Here is an 18,825-nt window from a genome sequence, read left to right on the forward strand (position 1 = left end):
GGGCTCGCCGCCCCCAGGGCGAAGAATTGAACCCGCTTTTTCGAGCTGAGGCCAGACCGCCAGGAGCCGAAGGCGACGCCGCTGCCGACCGCCGTGTCTCCGACGATCACCTCGCCCTCGTTGCCCAGACCATCCGCTCCAACGACGAGGGCCGCGCGGATCTAGCGCCCGAACACCGCCCGCACCGCCGCCACCAGCCCATGCGCGTCCGCCGCGATGGCTTCCACCGACTTGCCCGGCTTGAACAAGGCCGAGCCGATGCCGAAGCCCTCGGCGCCGGCCGCGCGGTAGGCGGCCATGTTGGTGGTGTCGATTCCGCCCACGGGCAGGAGCGGGATGTCGGTGAGCACCGCGCGCCACGCCTTCACGAGATGGGGCGGGATGCCTTCGGCCGGGAACAGCTTCAGGGCGTCGGCGCCGGCGGCGCGGGCGGCGAAGGCTTCGGTGGGGGTGGCGACGCCCGGCGTGCAGACGAGGCCGGCCGCCTTGGCGGCGCGGATCACCGCCACGTCCGCATGGGGCATGACGATGAGTTCGCCCCCCGCCGCCTTCACGGCCGCCACATCCTCCGGCGTCAGCACCGTGCCTGCGCCGATCAGCGCGCGGTCGCCGAAGGCGTCGGCGAGGATGCGGATGGAGGCCAGCGGCTGGGGCGAGTTGAGCGGCACCTCGATGATGGTGAAGCCCGCCCCCACCAGCGCCGCGCCGATGTCCAGAGCCTCCTCCGGCTTCAGCCCGCGCAGGATGGCGACGAGGGGGCAGGCGGCAAGGGCGTCCTTGAAGGTGGGCATGGATCGCACTCCTGAAATCAGATGAAACCCGCCGCGCGCGCCACCGCGTGCTGTCCGGCCGGGCCGCAGCCCTCCGGCGCGCTGGCGTGGGGCAGGCCGAGGAGGGTCGCGGCTTCGGCATAGCGCGCGGCAAGCGCGGGGTTGGCCACCAGCGTGAACGGTTCGCCGGCCGAGGCATCGCGCAGTTCGGCACCGATGAGGAGGCCGGAGAGCATGTCCGCGCTGTCCGCCCCGTCGAGCCGCCCGGTGAGGCCGAGCGTGCGCAGCGAGAACAGGCGTCCGAGCAGCGCCCCCGGCCCTTCGAGCGCCGCCGCCGCGTCCACACCCCGGCGGAAGCCTGCGGCGGAAAAGGTCCCCTCCTCCATCATACGGCCGAGGATGGTGTGGCCCCTGAGCGCGGCGAAGACCTCGCCCGTCATGTAGGTGGCGAAGGTGGTGATGCGGCCGGCTTCGACACGCACCCATTTGGAATGCGTGCCCGGCAGCACGAACAGCCCGTCCGATATGCCGAGGCGCGCGAGGGCGCCGAGCACCTCCACCTCCTCGCCGCGGATCACGTCCGGCGCTTTGTCGTCGTCCTTCAGCACGCCGGGGACGATGGCGATGGGGCCGAAGCCGGGTTGCCCCGGCACTTCGGCGATGGTGGCGGCGAGGTCGGGAAGGCCGGCGGGGCAGCGCGCATAGGGCGCCTCCATCCAGCCCTGGCGGCTCCCCACCATGCCGGAGAGCAGCACTGGCAGGGGACCATGCTCGCGCGCCCAGTCGCCGGCGATGGCGGCCAGAACCTCGGGGAAGCTCGCGCCGCCCAGCGCCATGATGCCCTGCCCGCTCGCCCGGCTGGCGAGCACCTGCCCATCCGCCGCCATGAGATAGGCGCGGAGCGCGGAGGTGCCCCAGTCACAGGTGATGAGCACGGGCGTGATCGGCGCGGAGGTCATTTTGGCGTCAGTGATGCAGGATCTGGCCGAGGAAGGTGCGCGTGCGCTCGCTCTTCGGATTGGCGAAGAAGGTGGCGGGCGGCCCCTCCTCCACGATTTCGCCCTTGTCCATGAAGATGACCCGGTCGGCCACCTGCCGCGCGAAGCCCATTTCGTGGGTCACGCAGATCATGGTCATGCCGTCCTGGGCCAGCGAAATCATGGTGTCCAGCACCTCCTTCACCATCTCCGGGTCGAGGGCGGAGGTGGGCTCGTCGAACAGCATCACCTTGGGCGTCATGCACAGCGCGCGGGCGATGGCCACGCGCTGCTGCTGGCCGCCGGAGAGCTGGCCGGGATATTTGTTCGCCTGCTCGGGAATGCGCACGCGCTCCAGATATTTCATGGCGATGGCCTCGGCCTCCCTGGGCGCGAGGCCGCGCACCTTGCGGGGCGCCAGCGTGCAGTTCTGCAGCACGGTGAGGTGGGGGAACAGGTTGAAGCTCTGGAACACCATGCCCACCTCGGCGCGCACCTTGTCGAGCCCGCGCGAGGATTTGCCGACCTCGGTCCCATCCACAACGATCTCCCCGCTCTGGTGATGCTCCAGCGCGTTGATGCAGCGGATCAGCGTGGACTTGCCGGAGCCGGACGGCCCGCAGATGACGATGCGCTCGCCCGAGCGCACGTCCAGGTTCACGGCTTTAAGCGCATGGTAGGTGCCGTAATATTTCTCGACGCCCACCATGCGGATCATGACCGGGCGCGGGTCGCCGGCGGGCGTGCTGTCGGAGGCGGCGGGAGTGAGCATGGCGAGGCCCTTCTCGTGTCTGTCGATGTCAGCGTTGGATGCCGGACTTGACCTGTGCCGTCATGCCCCGGCTTGTCCGGGGCATCCACTTGGCCGCTGGCCCGGCACTCCGATGGTTAGAACCGGCCCGGCCGAACCGTGGATCCCCCGGACAAGCCGGGGGATGACGGTTCTGAAGGCCGAGGGAAGGCGACGGACCCGGCCCCTCAGAACGTCGGCATGGTCGGCAGCGGTTCCTTGAACCACTTCTGGTTGATGGCGTCGAGCTCGCCGTTGTTCTTCACGAAATAAAGAAAGGTGTTGATCCACTGCAGGAAATCGGTGGAACCCCGGCGCACGGTGATGCCGTTATACTGGCTGCGCAGGGTGATCTTCCTCTCGATGCCCATGTCCGGATTGGCCTGGGCGATGTTGGCGCCGATGAGGTTGTTGGCGCCCAGCAGGTCCACCTGGCCGGAGAGGAAGGCCTGCACGGCGGTGGCGTCGTCATCGAAGCGCATGATGGTGGCGCCCTTCGGTACGGCGGCGGTGAGCGCCGTGTCCTGGGTGGAGGCGCGGGCCACCGCGATCTTCTTGCCCACCGTCTGGTCCAGGCTCTTGATCTCGGTCTTCTTGGGGCCGATCAGCTGGATCTCGATGGTGGAATAGGGGATGGAGAACATCACCTGCTTGGCGCGCTCGGGGGTGATGCCGAACACCGCCACCAGCACGTCCACCTTGTTGGTGAGCAGATAGGGGATGCGGTTCGGCCCGGTCACGGGAACCAGCTCCACCTCGACGCCGAGATACTTGCCCATGAGGCGGGCGACGTCGGCGTCATAGCCTTCCGGCTTGCCCTGGGTGTCGAGCAGGCCGAAGGGGGCCACGTCCACCAGCATGCCGACGGTGAGCTTCTTCTTCGACAGGATGTCGTCGATGCTCTGCGCCGAGGCGCCGTGGGAGAGGCCGGTGGCGGCCAGCGCCGCAAGGCCCAGCGCGGCGACGGCGCCGCGCGCGCTCTTCAGAATGGTGCCGAAAGTCATCGTCTCTTCCTCCGTCTGCGCCGCGTGCGGGGCGGCCTTGGTCTTGAGGGTCAAATCGAGGCGTCACCGGGACACGGTGCCGAAACGCTTTTCGAGGTGGCGGGCATAGAGCGAGAGCGGCCAGCACAGGGCGAAGTAGAGGGCCGCCACGATGCCGAACACGAGGAATGGCCGGAAGGTCGCGTTGTTCACGATCTGCCCGGCGCGGGTCAGTTCCACGAAGCCGATGATGGAGGCGAGCGACGTGCTCTTCACCAGCATCACCAGGAAGCCGACCGTGGGCGCCACCGCGATCTTCGCCGCCTGGGGCAGGATGATCTCGCGCATCCGCGTCACGTAATGCAGGCCGAGGGCTGTGGAGGCCTCCCACTGGCCCTTGGGGATGGCCTGGATGCAGCCGCGCCAGATCTCGCCGAGGAAGGCGGCGGCGTTCAGCGTGAGGCCGATGGCGGCGGCGGCCAGCGGGTCCACCGAGGCGCCTACCATGGTGGCGCCGAAGAAGACGAGGAAGAGCTGCATCAAGAGCGGCGTGCCCTGGAAGACGAGGATGTAGGCCCCCGCCGTCGCCCGCAGCCACGCCCACGGGGCGGTGCGCGCCAGCGCGATGATGAGCCCGAGCGTCGCTCCGCCCACGAAGGCGATGGCCGAGAGCAGCAGCGTCCAGCGCACGGCGGAAATGAGGAAGAGGAATTCGGCGGAGGTGAACTGGCGGATCATGTCGCTCCCCTCCTTCAGCGTGCGGCATCTGTCCGCGCGAACACCGCGCGGTAGATGAGGGCGAAGGTGCCCGCGAACATCAGCGACATGGCGAAGTACATGCCCGTCACCACGATGTAGATCTCGAACGAGCGGAAGGTCTGAGATTGCAGGTTGTTCGCCACCGCCGTCAGCTCTTCAGCCGAGATGGCGGAGACCACGGAGGAGGTCAGCATCAAAAGGATGAACTGGCTGGTGAGCGCCGGATAGATCGCCTTCAGCGCCGGGAACAGCACGATATCCTTGAAGATCTGCAAGGGCTTGAGCCCGAGCGCCAGCCCGGCCTCGATCTGCCCCCGGTGGATGGTCTCGATGCCGGCGCGCACGATCTCGGTGCAATAGGCGCCGGCATTGATGACCATGGCGAGCAGCGCCGCCTCGTTGGCATCGAGCCTGATGCCGGCGCGCGGCAGGCCGAAGAAGATGAGGAAGATCTGCACCAGGAAGGGTGTGTTGCGGATCACCTCCACATAGACATCCACCAGCCAGCGCACCGGGCGCGGCCCCTGCGTCTTGCCCAGCGCGCAGAGGACCGCGACGGCGAGGCCGAGGATCATGGCGAGGCCGGAGAGGCGGATCGTCAGCCACGCGCCGAGCAGCAGTTCGGGCCAGGCGTTGAAGACGTCTCCGAACTGGAAGACGTAGTTCATCTCGCGCCTCCTGTCGGGCGTTTGGCAACCGTCCCCGCGCCGCACGACTGGCGGATGACGAGGCGGGGCGGAATGATGATCTCCTCGCGCGGACGCTCCGGATGGGCGATGCGGCGCAGCAGCAGCCGCGCGGCCTCGCGCCCGACTACGCGGGGATCGGTGGTGAAGATGGTGAGCGCGGGGCGGTGCAGGCCCGCCTCGTCCACGTCGTCGCAGCCGACCACGGCCACGTCCCGGCCCGGCACGAGGCCGCGCTCGTCGAGGGCGAGCATGACGCCGAAAGCCACCACGTCGTTGTAGCAGACGATGGCCGAGGGGATGTCCCCCTTGGCCAGAAGCTCGCGCGCCGCGGTATAGCCCGACGAGCGGTCGATGACCGCGCAGGGCACCACAGCGCCGCTCTTCAGCTTGTGGCGGCGCAGCGCGCGGTGAAAGCCGGCCATGCGCTCCGCCAGCGGCGCGATGCGGCGCACGCCGCCGATGAAGGCGATGTTGCGATGTCCGAGCGCGATCAGGTGCTCGGTGATCAGCTCCATGCCGGCGCCGTAGTCCGGGCCGACATAATCGGCGGGAAAGCCCTCCACGCGACGCTGCGCCAGCACGCAGGGCATGCGCGCGCAGGCCCCCTCCTCCAGCGCGTCGGCGCGGGTGTTCTCGGAGGCCACCACCACCAGCCCGTCGACGCCATGCTCCTGCATCCGCACCAGCACCTCGCGCTGGCGGGCGGCGTCCTCGGCGGCGTTGCCGATGAAGGCCATGTAGCCTTCGGTGCCCAGCACCTCGTCGATGCCGGCGGTGAGCTGGGCGAAGTTGGGGGTGGTGATCTCGCACAGAACGAGGCCCACCGTGCGCGAGGCGCCGGAGCGCAAATTGGCGGCGCTGCGATTATAGACATAGCCGAGGCCGGCCATGGCCTCCTCGACCTTGGCGCGGGTCTCCGCCTTCACCAGCGGGCTCTTGCGCAGGACGAGGGAGACCGTGGCGCGGGAGACGCCGGCATGGGCCGCCACGTCCTTCAGCCGCACCCGGATGCCGCCGGCAAGCGGCGCCTCGTCCGGCAGATCGGCCGGTTCGGCAGCATCGCGGGCGGCCGGCAAGCGGCGGCCCTGCGGCCCCTTGGCACCCTCCACGCGCACCCTCCTTGCCGGTAACGGGTTCTTAACGAACCTCTCGACGGCCCATGTCTAGGAGAGAGCGCGGGGTGGGGTCAACGAAAATTTAGATCGATCTAAATGCTGCGCCGCAACGGTCGCGGCCCGAAAGCCGGAGCGTTACCCGAGCTTTGCCGGAGGGTCAGGCGATGGCGATGACTTCCACGTCGCGCCCCGCCACCATGGCCACGTCCCCCACCGCCTTGCCCATTACGGCGGCGGCAAGCGGCGAGACGTAGGACACCGAGCCCTTCGCCGGGTCGGCCTCGTCCTCGCCGACGATGCGGAAGGTCTGGCGGCGGCCGTCCTCGCGGTCGAGGGTCACGGTGGTGCCGAACTGGACGGTCTCGGGATGGGGCGGGGTCTCGATGAGCTGGGCGCTGGCCCGGCGCGCTCCGTAATAGCGCAGGTCGCGCGTTGCCCGCGCCATCGCCGTCCGGTCCGCCTGCACGTCGCCGGTTTGCGCTTCGGCATAGGCGGCGCGCGCCTCGGCCAGCGCTACATCGAGCGCGGCAAGGCCGCTCGCCGTCACGAGGTTCGGATGCGGCGAGATGGGCCGGTCCGGAAGATCGGCGGCGGTGGCTTCGAGGTCGTTCTCACGCGTGAAGGCAACGGACATTCAAAAGCAAATCCCGGAGCTTGAGGCATCTCCCCGAACAGCGGGGAAAGTTGACCTAAGCATCCGGGATCAAGCTTTCAACCGGCCGCCGCCCTGCGACGGCCGGGCCGGCTCACTTGAGCTGGGATTCGACCTTGGCGATGGCGGCGACAGCACAGGCCTCGTCCAGATGGCCGCCGGGGGCGCCGCCGATGCCGACCGCACCGATGGTCTCGTTGCCCACCTTCACCGGCACGCCTCCACCCAGCACCAGGAAGCCGTCGATGGCCACGAGCTGCGCAGAGGCGGGGTTCTTCTGCACGTTCTCGACGATCACGGTGGTCGGGGTGCGGGTGGAGGCGGAGGTGAAGGCCTTGCGGCGCGCCGCCTCGACCGTGTGCGGGCCGGCATTGTCGGCGCGGGCGAAGGCCCTCAGGACGCCGGCGCGGTCCACGACCGCCACCGACACGTTGTAGCCCTGCGCCGCGCAGGCCGCGACACCCTCGCGGGCGATGTCGAGGGCGATGGCCAGCGGCATGTTCCGCTCCTGCAGCGCCTGGGCCGCGACGGGGCCGGCGAGCGTGGCGAAGGTGGCGGACACGGCGGCGGCGAGGAGGAGGCGGTTCATTCTTGGCCCTTTCCCTGGGGTCTCGGCCATTCGGCCGGAATTCTTCCGCGCCGGGCGATGGCGCAGAGCCTGTCTAGGCCAGGGTGGGAATGGCCTCCATCCGTCGCCTCACCGGGCGAGATCGGTAGAACTACCGAGCGCGCGGGCATTGAGTGTCATGCGCACGAAATCGGCGACGGAGGAGGTGCCGAGCTTCTCGCCGATGTTGGCCCTGTGCGCATCGATGGTGCGGGGGGAGATGCTGAGGGCGGCGGCGATCTCCTTCGTCGCCCAGCCGCGGCACACCATGTCCAGCACTTCCCGCTCGCGTTCCGTGAGGCTGGCGAGGAGGGCGGCCGCCTCCCGCCGCTCCATGAGCGCGTCGAGGGCGCGGGCGGCGACGCCGAGGGCGTCGAGCAGCACCTGCTCGTCCACCGGCTTGGTCAGGAAGTCCACCACCCCGGCGCGAAAGGCCCGGCGGCAGGCGTTCACGTCGCCATGGCCGGTGATCATCACCGCCGGCCAGTCGATGCCCCGCGCGGCGAGCTTCTCCTTGAGCTGGATGCCCGAGATCATCGGCATCCGCAGATCCAGCAGCAGGCAGCCGGGGCGGTCCTCATCCACATGGGCGAGAAAGGTCTCGGGATCGGCGAAGGCCTCAACCGTCATGCCGTAGGTGGAGAGCAGCAGGGAGAGGGCCTGCCGCACGGCGGCATCGTCATCGACGAGATAGACGCGGGGCGCGCTCACTGGGCCGCTATCTGCCGTTCCGGCAAGGCGGGAAGGCTGATGACGAAGGACGCCCCCTCTCCCGGCTTGGCCTCGGCCTCGATGGTGCCGCCCGCCCGCTCCACCAGCGTGGCGCACAGGGACAGGCCCAGCCCCATGCCCTCGCTCTTGGTGGAGAAGAAGGGCTCGAACAGCCGGGGCATCACATCCGCCGGAATGCCCTTGCCGGTATCGCTGACGCGGATGGCCACCATGTCGCCGGCATCGAAGGTGCGGATCAGGATGCGCTTTTCCCGCCCGTCGCGCTCCTGCAGGCTGTCGGCGGCGTTGCGGATGAGATTGTGCAGCACCTGCTCAAGTTCCACCGGGTCCGCATTGGCGCGGGGCATGGGCCGCTCCAGGTCCAGCTCCAGCGTGATGTCCCGCCTTGCGAGGTCGGCGCGGGCGAGGGTCGCCGCGTCGTCCACCACGTCATTCACGTCCACGGCGACGCGCTCGCTGGCGCGGCGGGCGATGTAGTCGCGCATCCGCCGCAGGATCTCGCCGGCCCGGCGCGCCTCACGCACGTTGGCGTCGAGCGCCTCGGACAGTCGGGCGGGATCGCCGTCCGGCCCGGACAGGCGCAGCGCGGCCTGGCTCTGGCTCAGCAAGGCGGTGAGCGGCTGGGTCAGCTCGTGGGCGATGCCCGAGGCGAGCTCGCCCAGCGAATTGACCCGCGCGGCGTGGGCGAGCTGCGTCTCGCGTTCCAGAAGCCGGCTTCGCTCCTCCGCCAGCGCCGCGAGCTGCCGGGAGCGGCGGGCCTCGTGCCGCTGGATGAGCGTGTAGCGCCCCGCGAACAGGACGAGCAGCGACACCAGTGCGAAGGCGGCGAGCGGCACCGGCGCGATGGCCTTGTAGAGGGTCATCGGCCGCTCGATGCCGAGGTTCACCGGCTGGGTGGCGCTGTCGGCGGCGCGGAAAAAGGTGAGGGTCGCGAATGCGCCGGGCTCCACCGCCGGCGGCTGGCCGTTCAGCGGGTGCGGCCCGAGGCTCATGGCGAGGCGATCACTGGAGAGCCGATCCTCGGCCATCAGCAGGCCGCCCGAGTCGATCTCCAGGATGATGGCCAGACGTCGGCCGCTGCCGGCGCGCTTGCCGAGAAAATAGCGATCGGCGGAGGCGGCCTCCACATAATAGCGTGCCTCGCCCGTTCTCTGCCCGAACACCAGCTGGGCGAACATGGGCAAGGGTCTGCGGGCCAGATCGGCGGGGACGGCCACGACGGTCTCGATGGCCCCCGCGTCGGTCAGCTCCAGCACCCGGATGGAGAGGATGCGCTTGTAATAGCGCATGATCCCGGCGGCCACCTGCCGGATGGTCTCCACCGGCGGCGGATCGGTCGCCTGCACGAGGGCGGCGAGGCTGGTGAGATGGGCGTCGTGCTGGGCCACGCGCTGGGACAGGAGCCGGTGCAGGGCGACGCCCTCGGCCTGAACATCCGCATCGGCGCGAGACAGATTATTCCGGATGGCGAGCGTCGCGAAAGCCGCGACGAGACCGACCCAGATCACGAGGAGCACGGCGACGGACCTGACGGCAAAGGTACGCCGGATCACGGATTCGACCTCCCCCCGGGGGCTTATTTGCCGGCTCGAGCCGGAACGTTTTAGCACCGCTTGAACGGCGCGGAAATCGGTGCGCGGGGTCCGCGCGCAAATTTCATCGTATCCATAAGCTGTTACCGCAACGGCAGGGGTCGGATCAGTGGCGCGCGGCCAGCAGCTCGTCCGGCAGACCGCGGCAGATGTCGGCCACCTGATGCAGCAATTGCCCCAGCGCCGAGGTCTTGCGCCAGAGCAGCGCGATCTGCCGGCTGGGGCGGGAATCGGTAAACGCCAGCAGGTGGATGTTCTGCGCCGGCGGCACCGGGTGTCGCGTCGCCAGCATGGGCAGGAGGGTGATGCCGACACCCGCCGCCACCATCTGGCGCAGGGTTTCGAGGCTGGTGGCGCGGAATTCGGATTTCTCCCGCGCGCCGGTCTGGTGGCACACGTCCAGCGCCTGGTCGCGCAGGCAGTGCCCCTCCTCCAGCAGCATCAGATTCTGCCCAGCCAGCTCCGCCACCTCCAGCGTATCGCGCCGGGCGAGGCTGTGGCTGCCGGGCACGGCGAGGAGGAAGGGCTCCTCGAACAGGAACTCGCTGTGGAAATGGGTGTCGTGCACCGGCAGCGCGAGAAAGGCCGCGTCCAGCGTGCCGACGTTCAGCCGCTGGATGAGATTGGCGCTCTTCTCCTCGAACAGCAACAGTTCCAGCTCGGGAAACCGCTGGCGGATGAGCGGCACGACGTGGGGCAATAGATACGGCCCGAGGGTGGGAAACACGCCCAACTTCAGTGCCCCGCCCTCGGCATGGCGGCTGCGGCGGGCCGCCTCCTTCAGCTGGTCCACCTCGGTGAGGATGCGCCGCGCCCGCTCCACCGCATCGCGGCCAGCGGGGGTGAGCATGGCTTTCCTCGGCGTGCGCTCGATGAGCGCGACGCCCAGTTCCTCCTCCAGCTTGCGGATCTGGGTGGAGAGGGTCGGCTGGCTCACGCTGCACAGCTCCGCCGCGCGGCGGAAGCTGCGGGTGTCGGCGAGGGCGATGAGATATTGCAGCTCGCGCAGGGTCATGATGTCCGCCCCGCGGCCGGCCCGATCAGGCTGCCCTAACGGCCGCCTCCTTGTCCTCGGCGGGAGCGCTTGAGCGGATCAGGTGATCGAACGCGGCGAGCGAGGCCTTCGCCCCTTCGCCCAGCGCGATCACGATCTGCTTGTAGGGCACGGTGGTGCAGTCGCCGGCCGCGAACACGCCGGGGACCGAGGTCTGGCCGTGGGCGTCCACGATGATCTCGCCGCGCGGGGAGAGATCGACCACGCCCTTCAGCCATTCGGTGTTGGGCAGGAGGCCGATCTGCACGAAGATCCCTTCCAGCTCCACCTTGTGGATGTCGCCGGTGCTGCGGTTCTCATAGGTGAGGCCCGAGACCTTCTGCCCATCACCGAGCACTTCCGTCGTGCGGGCGGAGGTGAGGATGGTGACGTTGGGAAGGCTCTTCAGCTTGCGCTGCAGCACGTCGTCGGCGCGCAGCTGGCCGTCAAACTCGATCAGCGTGACATGGGCGACGATGCCGGCGAGGTCGATGGCCGCTTCCACGCCGGAATTGCCGCCGCCGACCACCGCCACGCGCTTGCCCTTGAACAGCGGGCCGTCGCAATGGGGGCAGTAGGCCACGCCCTTGTTGCGATAGGCATCCTCGCCGGGCACGTTCATCTGCCGCCAGCGGGCGCCGGTGGCGAGGATGACGGTGCGCGAGCGCAGGCTGGCGCCATTGGCGAACTCCACCTCCACCACGTCCTTGCCGGGCACGAGCTTCACGGCACGCTGGAGGTTCATGATCTCCACCTCATGCTCGCGCACGTGCTGCTCCAGCGCGGCGGCGAGCTTCGGCCCCTCGGTGTAGGGGACGGAGATGAAATTCTCGATGGCCATGGTGTCCAGCACCTGCCCGCCGAAGCGCTCGGCGGCGACGCCGGTGCGGATGCCCTTGCGGGCGGCATAGATGGCCGCCGTGGCGCCGGCCGGGCCACCGCCCACCACCAGCACGTCGAAGCGGTTCATCTCGCCCATGCGCCTGGCGTCGCGGGCGGCGGCGCCGGTGTCGAGCTTGGCGACGATCTCCTCGATGCCCATGCGGCCCTGGCCGAAGACTTCGCCGTTGAGATAGACGGTGGGCACGCTCATCACCTGCCGCGCATCCACCTCGCTCTGGAACAGCGCGCCGTCGACGGCGACATGCTTCACCCGCGGGTTCAGCACCGCCATCAGGTTCAGCGCCTGCACCACGTCCGGGCAGTTCTGGCAGGACTGGGAGAAATAGGTCTCGAACACGAAGTCGCCGTCCAGCGCCTTCACCTGCTCGATGACCGCCTCCTCCACCTTGGGCGGATAGCCGCCCACCTGCAGCAGCGCCAGCACGAGGGAGGTGAATTCGTGCCCCATGGGCAGGCCGGCGAAGGTGAGGGAAATGTCGTGGCCGGGGCTCGACAGGGAGAAGGACGGCACGCGCGCGCCCGGCTCCTGGTGCTCCCGCACGGTAATCTTGTCGGAAAGCTCGGCGATGTCGGCGAGAAGCGCGCTCATTTCCTGCGACTTCGGCCCGCCATCCACCGCGGCGGTGATTTCGACGGGACGGACCAGACGCTCCAGATAGGCCTTGAGCTGGGTCTTCATGGCGGAATCGAGCACGGCAATCCTCCGGCAGAAATGCGGGGCCGGACCAGGGATCCGGCTGGAAATAAGTCGGCCGCGGCAAACGGGCCACGGGAGACGGGCTACGGGTTCAGAAGCCACGTCCGCCGCAGGCGAAAAGCCGCGGCGGACGGTCGGGGCGCCTCCCTTTCGGGAGCCGGTGGGGCCTTGAGACGACAGCCTCAAGGCCGGATCGGGGGTAAAACCTCAGATCTTGCCGACGAGATCGAGGGAGGGCGCCAGCGTCTTCTCGCCTTCCTGCCACTTGGCAGGGCAGACCTCGCCAGGATGGGCGGCGACGTACTGGGCGGCCTTGATCTTCCGCAACAGGTCGGCGGCGTCACGGCCGATGCCCTCGGCGGTGACTTCCACGGCCTGGATGATGCCGTTCGGGTCCACCACGAAGGTGCCGCGGTCGGCGAGGCCCTGGCCTTCGCGCATCACGCCGAAGTTGTTGGTGATCACGCCCGCCGGGTCGCCGAGCATGGTGTACTTCACCTTGCCGATGGTCTCGGAGGAATCGTGCCACGCCTTGTGGGTGAAGTGGGTGTCGGTGGAGACCGAGTAGATCTCGACGCCGAGCTTCTGGAACTCACCGTAGTGATCGGCCAGATCGCCCAGCTCGGTCGGGCAGACGAAGGTGAAGTCGGCAGGGTAGAAGAAGAAAACGGCCCACTTGCCGGCAAGGTCGGTGTCCGAAACCTGGATGAACTTGCCATCCTTGAAAGCCTGCGTCGTGAAAGGCTTGATCTTAGTATTGACGAGCGACATGGCAATTCCTCGATGCGGTGTTGCGCTGCGACGGGCCGAAGCCATCGCAATGCAACATAGGTATCGGCAGGGCATAAGTGAAATAGATAAGATTTCCGATATCGATAGAGCCAGTCTATCGATATGCCGAGGCAAACCCCGATTTTGCGCGGGAAACAAGAGGTTGACGGCCATCCGGCCCATGGCCGCGCTGGCGTTGACGCACTGCGACAGAAGCGCGCATTTTACCATCGGCAAGGCACATCGGAGCACCTCCGGCCGTTGTGGAAACGGGCGGATCGCTCCCGAGGCGGGATCGGGACGCTACCGAATCCGGTCCAGCAGCTTCAGCAGCATGGCGCGCTCGGCGGCATCGAGCGGCGCCAGCGTCTCCTCGGTGATGGCGAAGGCGTTCACGCTGGCGCGTGCGACGGCCTCCTCACCGGCCGGGGTGAGCACCACCACGAGCAGGCGGCCATCCTCCGTATCGGGCCGCGTCACCACGAAGCCGCGCCGCACGAGGCGGTCCACGACGCCCTTGATGGTCGCGGCATCCATGGCCGTCAGGCGCCCCAGCAGGTTCTGCGAGCACGGGCCGGTCTCGGTGAGCTTCGCCAGCGCAGCCCACTGGGTCATGGTCAAATCGTCGCCGATGCGGGCCGCGAAGATGGCGGCATGGCGCTGGCCGACCTGCCGAAGGATGAAGCCGACCTGATCGTCCAGCACATAGGGCGTATTCGCCCGTGAACGCCGCACCGGGCGGCGCACCTGCATCGGCGGCGTCGCCTGGGGAGGCGCGGATTTGGGAGGCGCAGATTTGGGAGGCGCGGCTGCCGCCTCGGGCGTGGCCGTCTTCCGGGGCGCGCGGGACGCCCGCAGGGCCTTGGGCTCCGACGCCATGGCTCAGACCGCCAGATAGGCGTCGCGGATTTCCGGATTGGCTTCCAGATCCGCGATGGTGCCGGAAAAGCGGATGCGCCCCTTCTCGATGATGTAGGCGCGATCCGAGATCAGCTTGGCGAAGTGCAGATTCTGCTCGGAGATGACCACCGAGAGCCCTTCCCGCTTCATGGCCAGGATGGCGTCCGCCATCTGCTCCACGATCTTGGGCGCGAGTCCTTCCGAGGGCTCGTCCAGCAGCACGAGGGAGGGGTTCCCCATCAGGGTGCGGCCGATGGTGAGCATCTGCTGCTCGCCGCCGCTCATCTGCCCGCCGGGGCGCTTCTTCATCTCGCCGAGGTTGGGAAAGAGCTTGTAGAGCATGTCCGGCGTCCAGGTGGCGACGCCCGGGCGCGGCGCCTGCCGGCCCACCTCGAAATTCTCCTCCACCGTCAGATGGCTGAAGATGCGCCGGTCCTCCGGCACATAGCCGAGGCCCCGCCGCACGATCTCATAGGTCGGCAGGCGCGAGACATCGGCGCCGTCGAACATCACCGTGCCGGCGCGCTGGGGCACGAGGCCGACGATGGAGCGGAAGGTCGTGCTCTTGCCCGCCCCGTTGCGGCCGAGCAGCGCCACCACCTCGCCGGCGCCGATCTCGAGGCCCACGTCGTAGAGGATGTGGGCGGGGCCGTAGTGGCTGTTGAGGTTCGAAACCTGTAGTTTCATGCCGCAGTCCCCTCGCGGTGCCGTGCGTCGTAGAGCAGCCCTTCGCCGAGATAGATGGCGCGCACCTGCGGGTCGCGCCGCACCTCGGCCGGGGTGCCACGGGCGATGAGCTGGCCGCGGTTCAGCACCATCACTTCGTCGGCGTGCTCGAACACCACGTCCATGTCGTGCTCGGTGAAGAGCACGCCGATACCCTTGGCGCGGGCGATCTCCGCGGTGAGACGCATCAGTTCCACCCGCTCGCGCGGGGCCATGCCGGCGGTGGGCTCGTCCATCAGCAGGAGGCGCGGCTGGTTGGCCAGCGCCACCGCCAGTTCCAGCCGCTTGAGGTCGCCATAGGCCAGTTCCCCGCACGGGCGCTCCGCCTGGGTGGTGAGGCCGACGAGGGCGAGCAGCGCATCCGCCTCCGCCCGGCAGGCCGCGCCGGCAAAGCCGAACACGCGGGAAATGAGCCCGTGGAAGGAGAGCAGCGCCACCTGCACATTCTCGCGCACTGTCATGGAGGCGAAGGTGGCGGTGATCTGGAAGGTGCGGCCGACGCCGAGCCGCCACACGGCGCGCGGCGGCAGGCCCTTGATGTCCTTGCCCTCGATGCGCACCGTGCCGGCATCGGGCGGGATCTGCCCGTTCAGCATGTTGAAGCAGGTGCTCTTGCCGGCGCCGTTGGGGCCGATGAGGGCGAGCATCTGCCCCGCCTCCACCGTGAAGGACACGCCCCGCACGGCATGGACGCCGCCATAGGACTTCATCAGGTCTTTGACTTCGAGCAGCGGGCTCATCACGCGGCCTCCGCTTTGGTGGCGCCAACGGTTGCGCCGTTGCCCTTGCGGGGCCAGCGATGGCGCAGGTCCTCGATGAAGCCCACCACGCCTTTCGGGAAGGCGAGCACGATGACGACGATGACGCCGCCCAGCACCAGCTTGGAGAGGTCGGTCTGGCTCATCAGCCAGATGGCCAGCGCCTTGTAGAGCACCGCGCCGACCACCGCGCCGGAGACCGTCTCGACACCGCCGAGCAGCACCATCACGAGCCCGTCCACCGAGGTGGGGATGGCCATGTAGTCCGGAAACACCGAGCCCTTGAGGAAGGCGAACATCGCGCCCGCAAGCCCCGCGAAGGTGCCGGCGACGATGAAGGCCGCCCATTGCATCCGTTGCCGGTTCAGGCCGATGGCCTCGGAGCGCAGCACGCTGTCGCGCACTGCCCGGAGCCCGTAGCCGAACGGCGAGAACACCAGCATCCTGAGCAGGCCGACGCCCACCACCGCGATGCCCAGCGCCAGCCAGAAGAAGCCGGCCGGGCGCGAGGCCCAGGTCGCCGGCCAGATGCCGAGCAGGCCGTTGTCGCCGCCCGTCACGTCCACCCACTGGAAGGCGATGGACCAGGCGATCTGCGCGAAGGCCAGCGTCAGCATGGCGAAATAGACGCCTGAGAGCCGCACGCAGAACCAGCCGAACACCACCGCTCCGGCGAGGCCCAGCAGCGGGCCGACGATGAGCGCCGCCTCCATGGGCGCGCCCATGTATTTGACGAGGAAGGCCGCGCCATAGGCGCCGAGGCCGAAATAGGCGGCGTGGCCGAAGGAGGCGAGGCCGCCCACCGTCATCATGAAATGCAGGCTGGCGGCGAACAGCACGTAGATGAGGATTTCCGCGCCCACCGTCAGCGCATAATTGCCGAGGAGGAACGGCAGCGTCGCCGCGGCCAGCACCGCCACCGTCACCGCGACGCGCTCGACCTGCGTGAACGGCCGCCAGGGCCGGATGGTGAGGCCGGCGGCGGCGCGGGGCGCGCTCTCCGGCTTGCCGAACAGTCCCCAGGGCCGCACCACCAGCACCACCGCCATCACCAGGAACACGGTGATGAGCGAGATCTGCGGCAGGATGAGAATGCCGAAGGCGTTCAGCTCCGCGACGATGATGGCCGCCACGAAGGCGCCGAACACCGAGCCGAGCCCGCCGATCACCACCACCACGAACACTTCCACGATGATGGAGAGGTCCATCGCATGGGTGACGGTGGTGCGCGGGATCTGCAGCGCGCCGCCGAACGCGGCGAGGAAGACGCCCAGCGCGAACACGCCGGTGAACAGCCATTTCTGGTTCACGCCCAGCGCCGCGACCATCTCGCGGTCCTGCGTCGCCGCACGCACCAGCACGCCCCAGCGGGTCTTGTGGAACAGGAGCCAGAGAATGCCGAGCACCACCGGGCCGAGGGTCATCATGAACAGGTCATAGGTCGGCACCATGCGGCCGAACAGGCTGATGGCGCCGGTGAAGCCGGGGGCGCGCGGGCCAAGGAGATCTTCCGGCCCCCAGATCACCACCACGAGGTCCTGCACCATCAGCGTCACGCCGAAGGTGGCGAGCAGCTGGAAGAGTTCGGGCGCCTGATAGATGCGCCGCAGCAGCACCATCTCCATCAGCGCGCCAAGGATCGCGACGATGATCGCCGCCGCGACGATGGCGCCCCAGAAGCCGAGGGGGCCGGCGAAGCGCGTCGTCAGCGTGTAGGCCACATAGGCGCCCAGCATGTAGAAGGCGCCATGGGCGAAGTTCACGATGCGCGTGACGCCGAAGATGATCGACAGCCCCGACGCCACCAGAAACAGCGACGCGGCGCTGGCGAGCCCGCTCAGGGCCTGGACCAGAAGAAATTCCACGGCTTCAGCCTCTCGTTCACCTGCTGGAAGTTTTGGTCTTTTTGGGCCACCTGCCGTCTAGGACCGGGGCCGGATGCGGGGGCGGCCGACTGGAACCGCCTGCACTTCATCGCCTCCCCTCTCCCCTCGCGGGAGAGGGGTAGAGGGTGAGGGGGCTGGTGCCGGACGGAAGAACGGCGCCGGAAATCCGAGACCCATCCCCCCTCACCCTGCCCTCTCCCGCAAGGGGAGAGGGTTCGCACCGTGACAAGCGGAAAAGTCCGCCTCAGTTCGCCGGGCGCAGCTTCGCGGCTTCGGCTTCCGGCGGCAGGTAGTCGGCGCCGGGGCGGAACTGGAAGTTCACCATGATGCCCTGCCCGTCCTTCTGCGAGGTCGTGCCGATATAGGCGCCCATGGTCGACTGGTGGTCGGCCGCCCGGTAGACGACATCGCCGAACGGCGTGGAGACCTTGAGGTTCTTCATCGCCTTGAGGAGGCCGGCGGTGGAGTGGTCGTCGGTCGCCTTCAGCACCGCCGCGATGGACTTCACGGTCGAGTAGCCGACGATGGAGCCGAGGCGCGGATAGTCCTTGTGGAGCTGCTGGTAGGCGTCGAGGAACGCCTGGTGCTCGGCGGTCTTGATGCCGTACCAGGGATAGCCGGTGACGATCCAGCCCTCGGGGGTCTCGGTCTTCAGCGGGTCGAGATATTCCGGCTCGCCGGTGAGATAGCTCACCACCGCGCGGTTCTTGAAGATGCCGCGGGTGTTGCCCTCGCGGACCAGCTTCACGAGGTCGCCGGCGAAGGTGGCGTTGAGGATGGCGTCGGGATTGGCGGCGTCGATGGCCTGGAGCACCGGGCCGGCGTCGATCTTGCCCAGCGGCGGCCACTGCTCGGCCACGAACTCCACGTCCGGCTTGCGCTTCTTCAGAAGCTCCTTGAACACCGCGACGAAGGACTGGCCGAACTCATAGTTCGGCGCAATCGTCGCCCAGCGCTTGGCCGGAAGTTTCGCCGCCTCCTCCGCCAGCATGGCGGCCTGCATGTAGTTGGAGGTGCGCAGGCGGAAGGTGTAGTCGTTGCCCTTCGACCAGACGAGCGCATCGGTGAGCGGCTCGGCGGCGAGGTACATCACCTGCTTCTGCTTGGCGAAGTCGGCGAGCGCGAGGCCGACGTTGGAGAGGAAGCCGCCCGCGATCATCACCACGCCGTCGCGCGAGACCAGCTCGTTTGCGGCGGTGAGCGCGTCGGCCGGCTTGCCGCCGTCATCCTTGGTGATGATGACGAGCTTCTTGCCCTTGATGCCGCCGGCGTCGTTCACTTCCTTCAGCGCCAGATCCATCCCCTTGCGATAGGGATCGAGGAAGGCGGGCAGCGCCGAATAGGAATTGACCTCGCCCACCTTGATCTCGCCCTGCTGCGCCCGCGCCCCGCCTGCGGCGAGGAGGAGAGCGGCGAGGGATGCCGCGACCAGCTTCTTCATGTCCATTCCCCTTTTATGATCTCACATGAACGGTTTACGCGCGA

The 18,825-nt window shown here is 68.5% G+C and carries 19 protein-coding genes; all 19 read right to left on the reverse strand.

Features of this window, described 5'->3' with window-relative positions; genetic code table 11:
- Positions 1-161 precede the first annotated feature (161 nt).
- The 19 genes from J2126_RS24160 to J2126_RS24250 all read right to left on the reverse strand — a co-directional run bounded on the left by J2126_RS24160 (position 162) and on the right by J2126_RS24250 (position 18,781).
- Entirely contained in the window at positions 162-791 is a 630-nt protein-coding gene (locus J2126_RS24160) for a 2-dehydro-3-deoxy-6-phosphogalactonate aldolase (protein WP_209489389.1), read from the reverse strand.
- 17 nt (positions 792-808) lie between these two features.
- Positions 809-1,729, reverse strand: a complete 921-nt coding sequence (locus J2126_RS24165) for a 2-dehydro-3-deoxygalactonokinase (protein ID WP_209489391.1) — start codon at positions 1,727-1,729, stop codon at positions 809-811.
- Between the two features lie 7 nt (positions 1,730-1,736).
- A complete protein-coding gene (locus tag J2126_RS24170) occupies positions 1,737-2,465 on the reverse strand; it encodes an amino acid ABC transporter ATP-binding protein (RefSeq protein ID WP_209490555.1) in 729 nt (242 codons plus the stop codon).
- Between the two features lie 260 nt (positions 2,466-2,725).
- Entirely contained in the window at positions 2,726-3,541 is an 816-nt protein-coding gene (locus J2126_RS24175) for a transporter substrate-binding domain-containing protein (RefSeq protein ID WP_245327559.1), read from the reverse strand.
- 63 nt (positions 3,542-3,604) lie between these two features.
- Positions 3,605-4,258, reverse strand: coding sequence for an amino acid ABC transporter permease (locus J2126_RS24180; protein WP_209489394.1), 654 nt, complete (start codon positions 4,256-4,258; stop codon positions 3,605-3,607).
- 14 nt (positions 4,259-4,272) lie between these two features.
- Positions 4,273-4,947 carry an amino acid ABC transporter permease gene (locus J2126_RS24185; RefSeq protein ID WP_209489396.1) on the reverse strand — a complete coding sequence of 225 codons (675 nt, stop codon included), beginning with the start codon at positions 4,945-4,947 and terminating at the stop codon, positions 4,273-4,275.
- Entirely contained in the window at positions 4,944-6,077 is a 1,134-nt protein-coding gene (locus tag J2126_RS24190) for a LacI family DNA-binding transcriptional regulator (protein ID WP_209489398.1), read from the reverse strand. Before J2126_RS24190 ends, J2126_RS24185 begins: the two co-directional genes overlap by 4 nt.
- 163 nt (positions 6,078-6,240) lie before the next feature.
- Positions 6,241-6,717, reverse strand: a complete 477-nt coding sequence (greA, locus tag J2126_RS24195) for a transcription elongation factor GreA (protein WP_209489400.1) — start codon at positions 6,715-6,717, stop codon at positions 6,241-6,243.
- A 112-nt stretch (positions 6,718-6,829) separates the two neighbouring features.
- A complete protein-coding gene (locus J2126_RS24200; RefSeq protein WP_209489402.1) occupies positions 6,830-7,324 on the reverse strand; it encodes a GlcG/HbpS family heme-binding protein in 495 nt (164 codons plus the stop codon).
- A gap of 108 nt (positions 7,325-7,432) precedes the next feature.
- Positions 7,433-8,053, reverse strand: a complete 621-nt coding sequence (locus J2126_RS24205) for a response regulator transcription factor (protein WP_209489404.1) — start codon at positions 8,051-8,053, stop codon at positions 7,433-7,435.
- Positions 8,050-9,627 (reverse strand): sensor histidine kinase, encoded by a 1,578-nt coding sequence (locus J2126_RS25880; protein ID WP_209489406.1) that lies wholly within the window; start codon positions 9,625-9,627, stop codon positions 8,050-8,052. The genes J2126_RS24205 and J2126_RS25880 overlap by 4 nt, the downstream gene beginning before the upstream one ends.
- 145 nt (positions 9,628-9,772) lie before the next feature.
- Positions 9,773-10,681 carry a DNA-binding transcriptional regulator OxyR gene (oxyR, locus tag J2126_RS24215; protein ID WP_209489408.1) on the reverse strand — a complete coding sequence of 303 codons (909 nt, stop codon included), beginning with the start codon at positions 10,679-10,681 and terminating at the stop codon, positions 9,773-9,775.
- A gap of 25 nt (positions 10,682-10,706) precedes the next feature.
- Positions 10,707-12,296, reverse strand: a complete 1,590-nt coding sequence (ahpF, locus tag J2126_RS24220) for an alkyl hydroperoxide reductase subunit F (protein ID WP_209489410.1) — start codon at positions 12,294-12,296, stop codon at positions 10,707-10,709.
- 210 nt (positions 12,297-12,506) lie between these two features.
- A complete protein-coding gene (gene ahpC, locus J2126_RS24225; RefSeq protein ID WP_209489414.1) occupies positions 12,507-13,070 on the reverse strand; it encodes an alkyl hydroperoxide reductase subunit C in 564 nt (187 codons plus the stop codon).
- Positions 13,071-13,373: 303 nt separating this feature from the next.
- Entirely contained in the window at positions 13,374-13,823 is a 450-nt protein-coding gene (locus tag J2126_RS24230) for a MarR family winged helix-turn-helix transcriptional regulator (protein ID WP_209489416.1), read from the reverse strand.
- A gap of 129 nt (positions 13,824-13,952) precedes the next feature.
- Complete coding sequence (locus tag J2126_RS24235; protein ID WP_209489417.1) at positions 13,953-14,657, reverse strand: ABC transporter ATP-binding protein; 705 nt, start codon at positions 14,655-14,657, stop codon at positions 13,953-13,955.
- The gene (locus J2126_RS24240) at positions 14,654-15,436 is read right to left on the reverse strand and encodes an ABC transporter ATP-binding protein (protein WP_209489419.1); all 783 of its coding nucleotides are present in this window, start codon (positions 15,434-15,436) and stop codon (positions 14,654-14,656) included. The genes J2126_RS24235 and J2126_RS24240 overlap by 4 nt, the downstream gene beginning before the upstream one ends.
- On the reverse strand, positions 15,436-17,319 hold the full coding sequence (locus J2126_RS24245; RefSeq protein WP_209489421.1) for an ABC transporter permease: 1,884 nt from the start codon (positions 17,317-17,319) through the stop codon (positions 15,436-15,438). Before J2126_RS24245 ends, J2126_RS24240 begins: the two co-directional genes overlap by 1 nt.
- Before the next feature lie 265 nt (positions 17,320-17,584).
- Positions 17,585-18,781: an ABC transporter substrate-binding protein gene (locus tag J2126_RS24250; RefSeq protein ID WP_209489423.1), complete on the reverse strand. Its 1,197-nt coding sequence runs from the start codon at positions 18,779-18,781 to the stop codon at positions 17,585-17,587.
- Positions 18,782-18,825: the final 44 nt, after the last annotated feature.

This window comes from Xanthobacter flavus (assembly GCF_017875275.1).
GTDB lineage: Bacteria > Pseudomonadota > Alphaproteobacteria > Rhizobiales > Xanthobacteraceae > Xanthobacter > Xanthobacter flavus_A.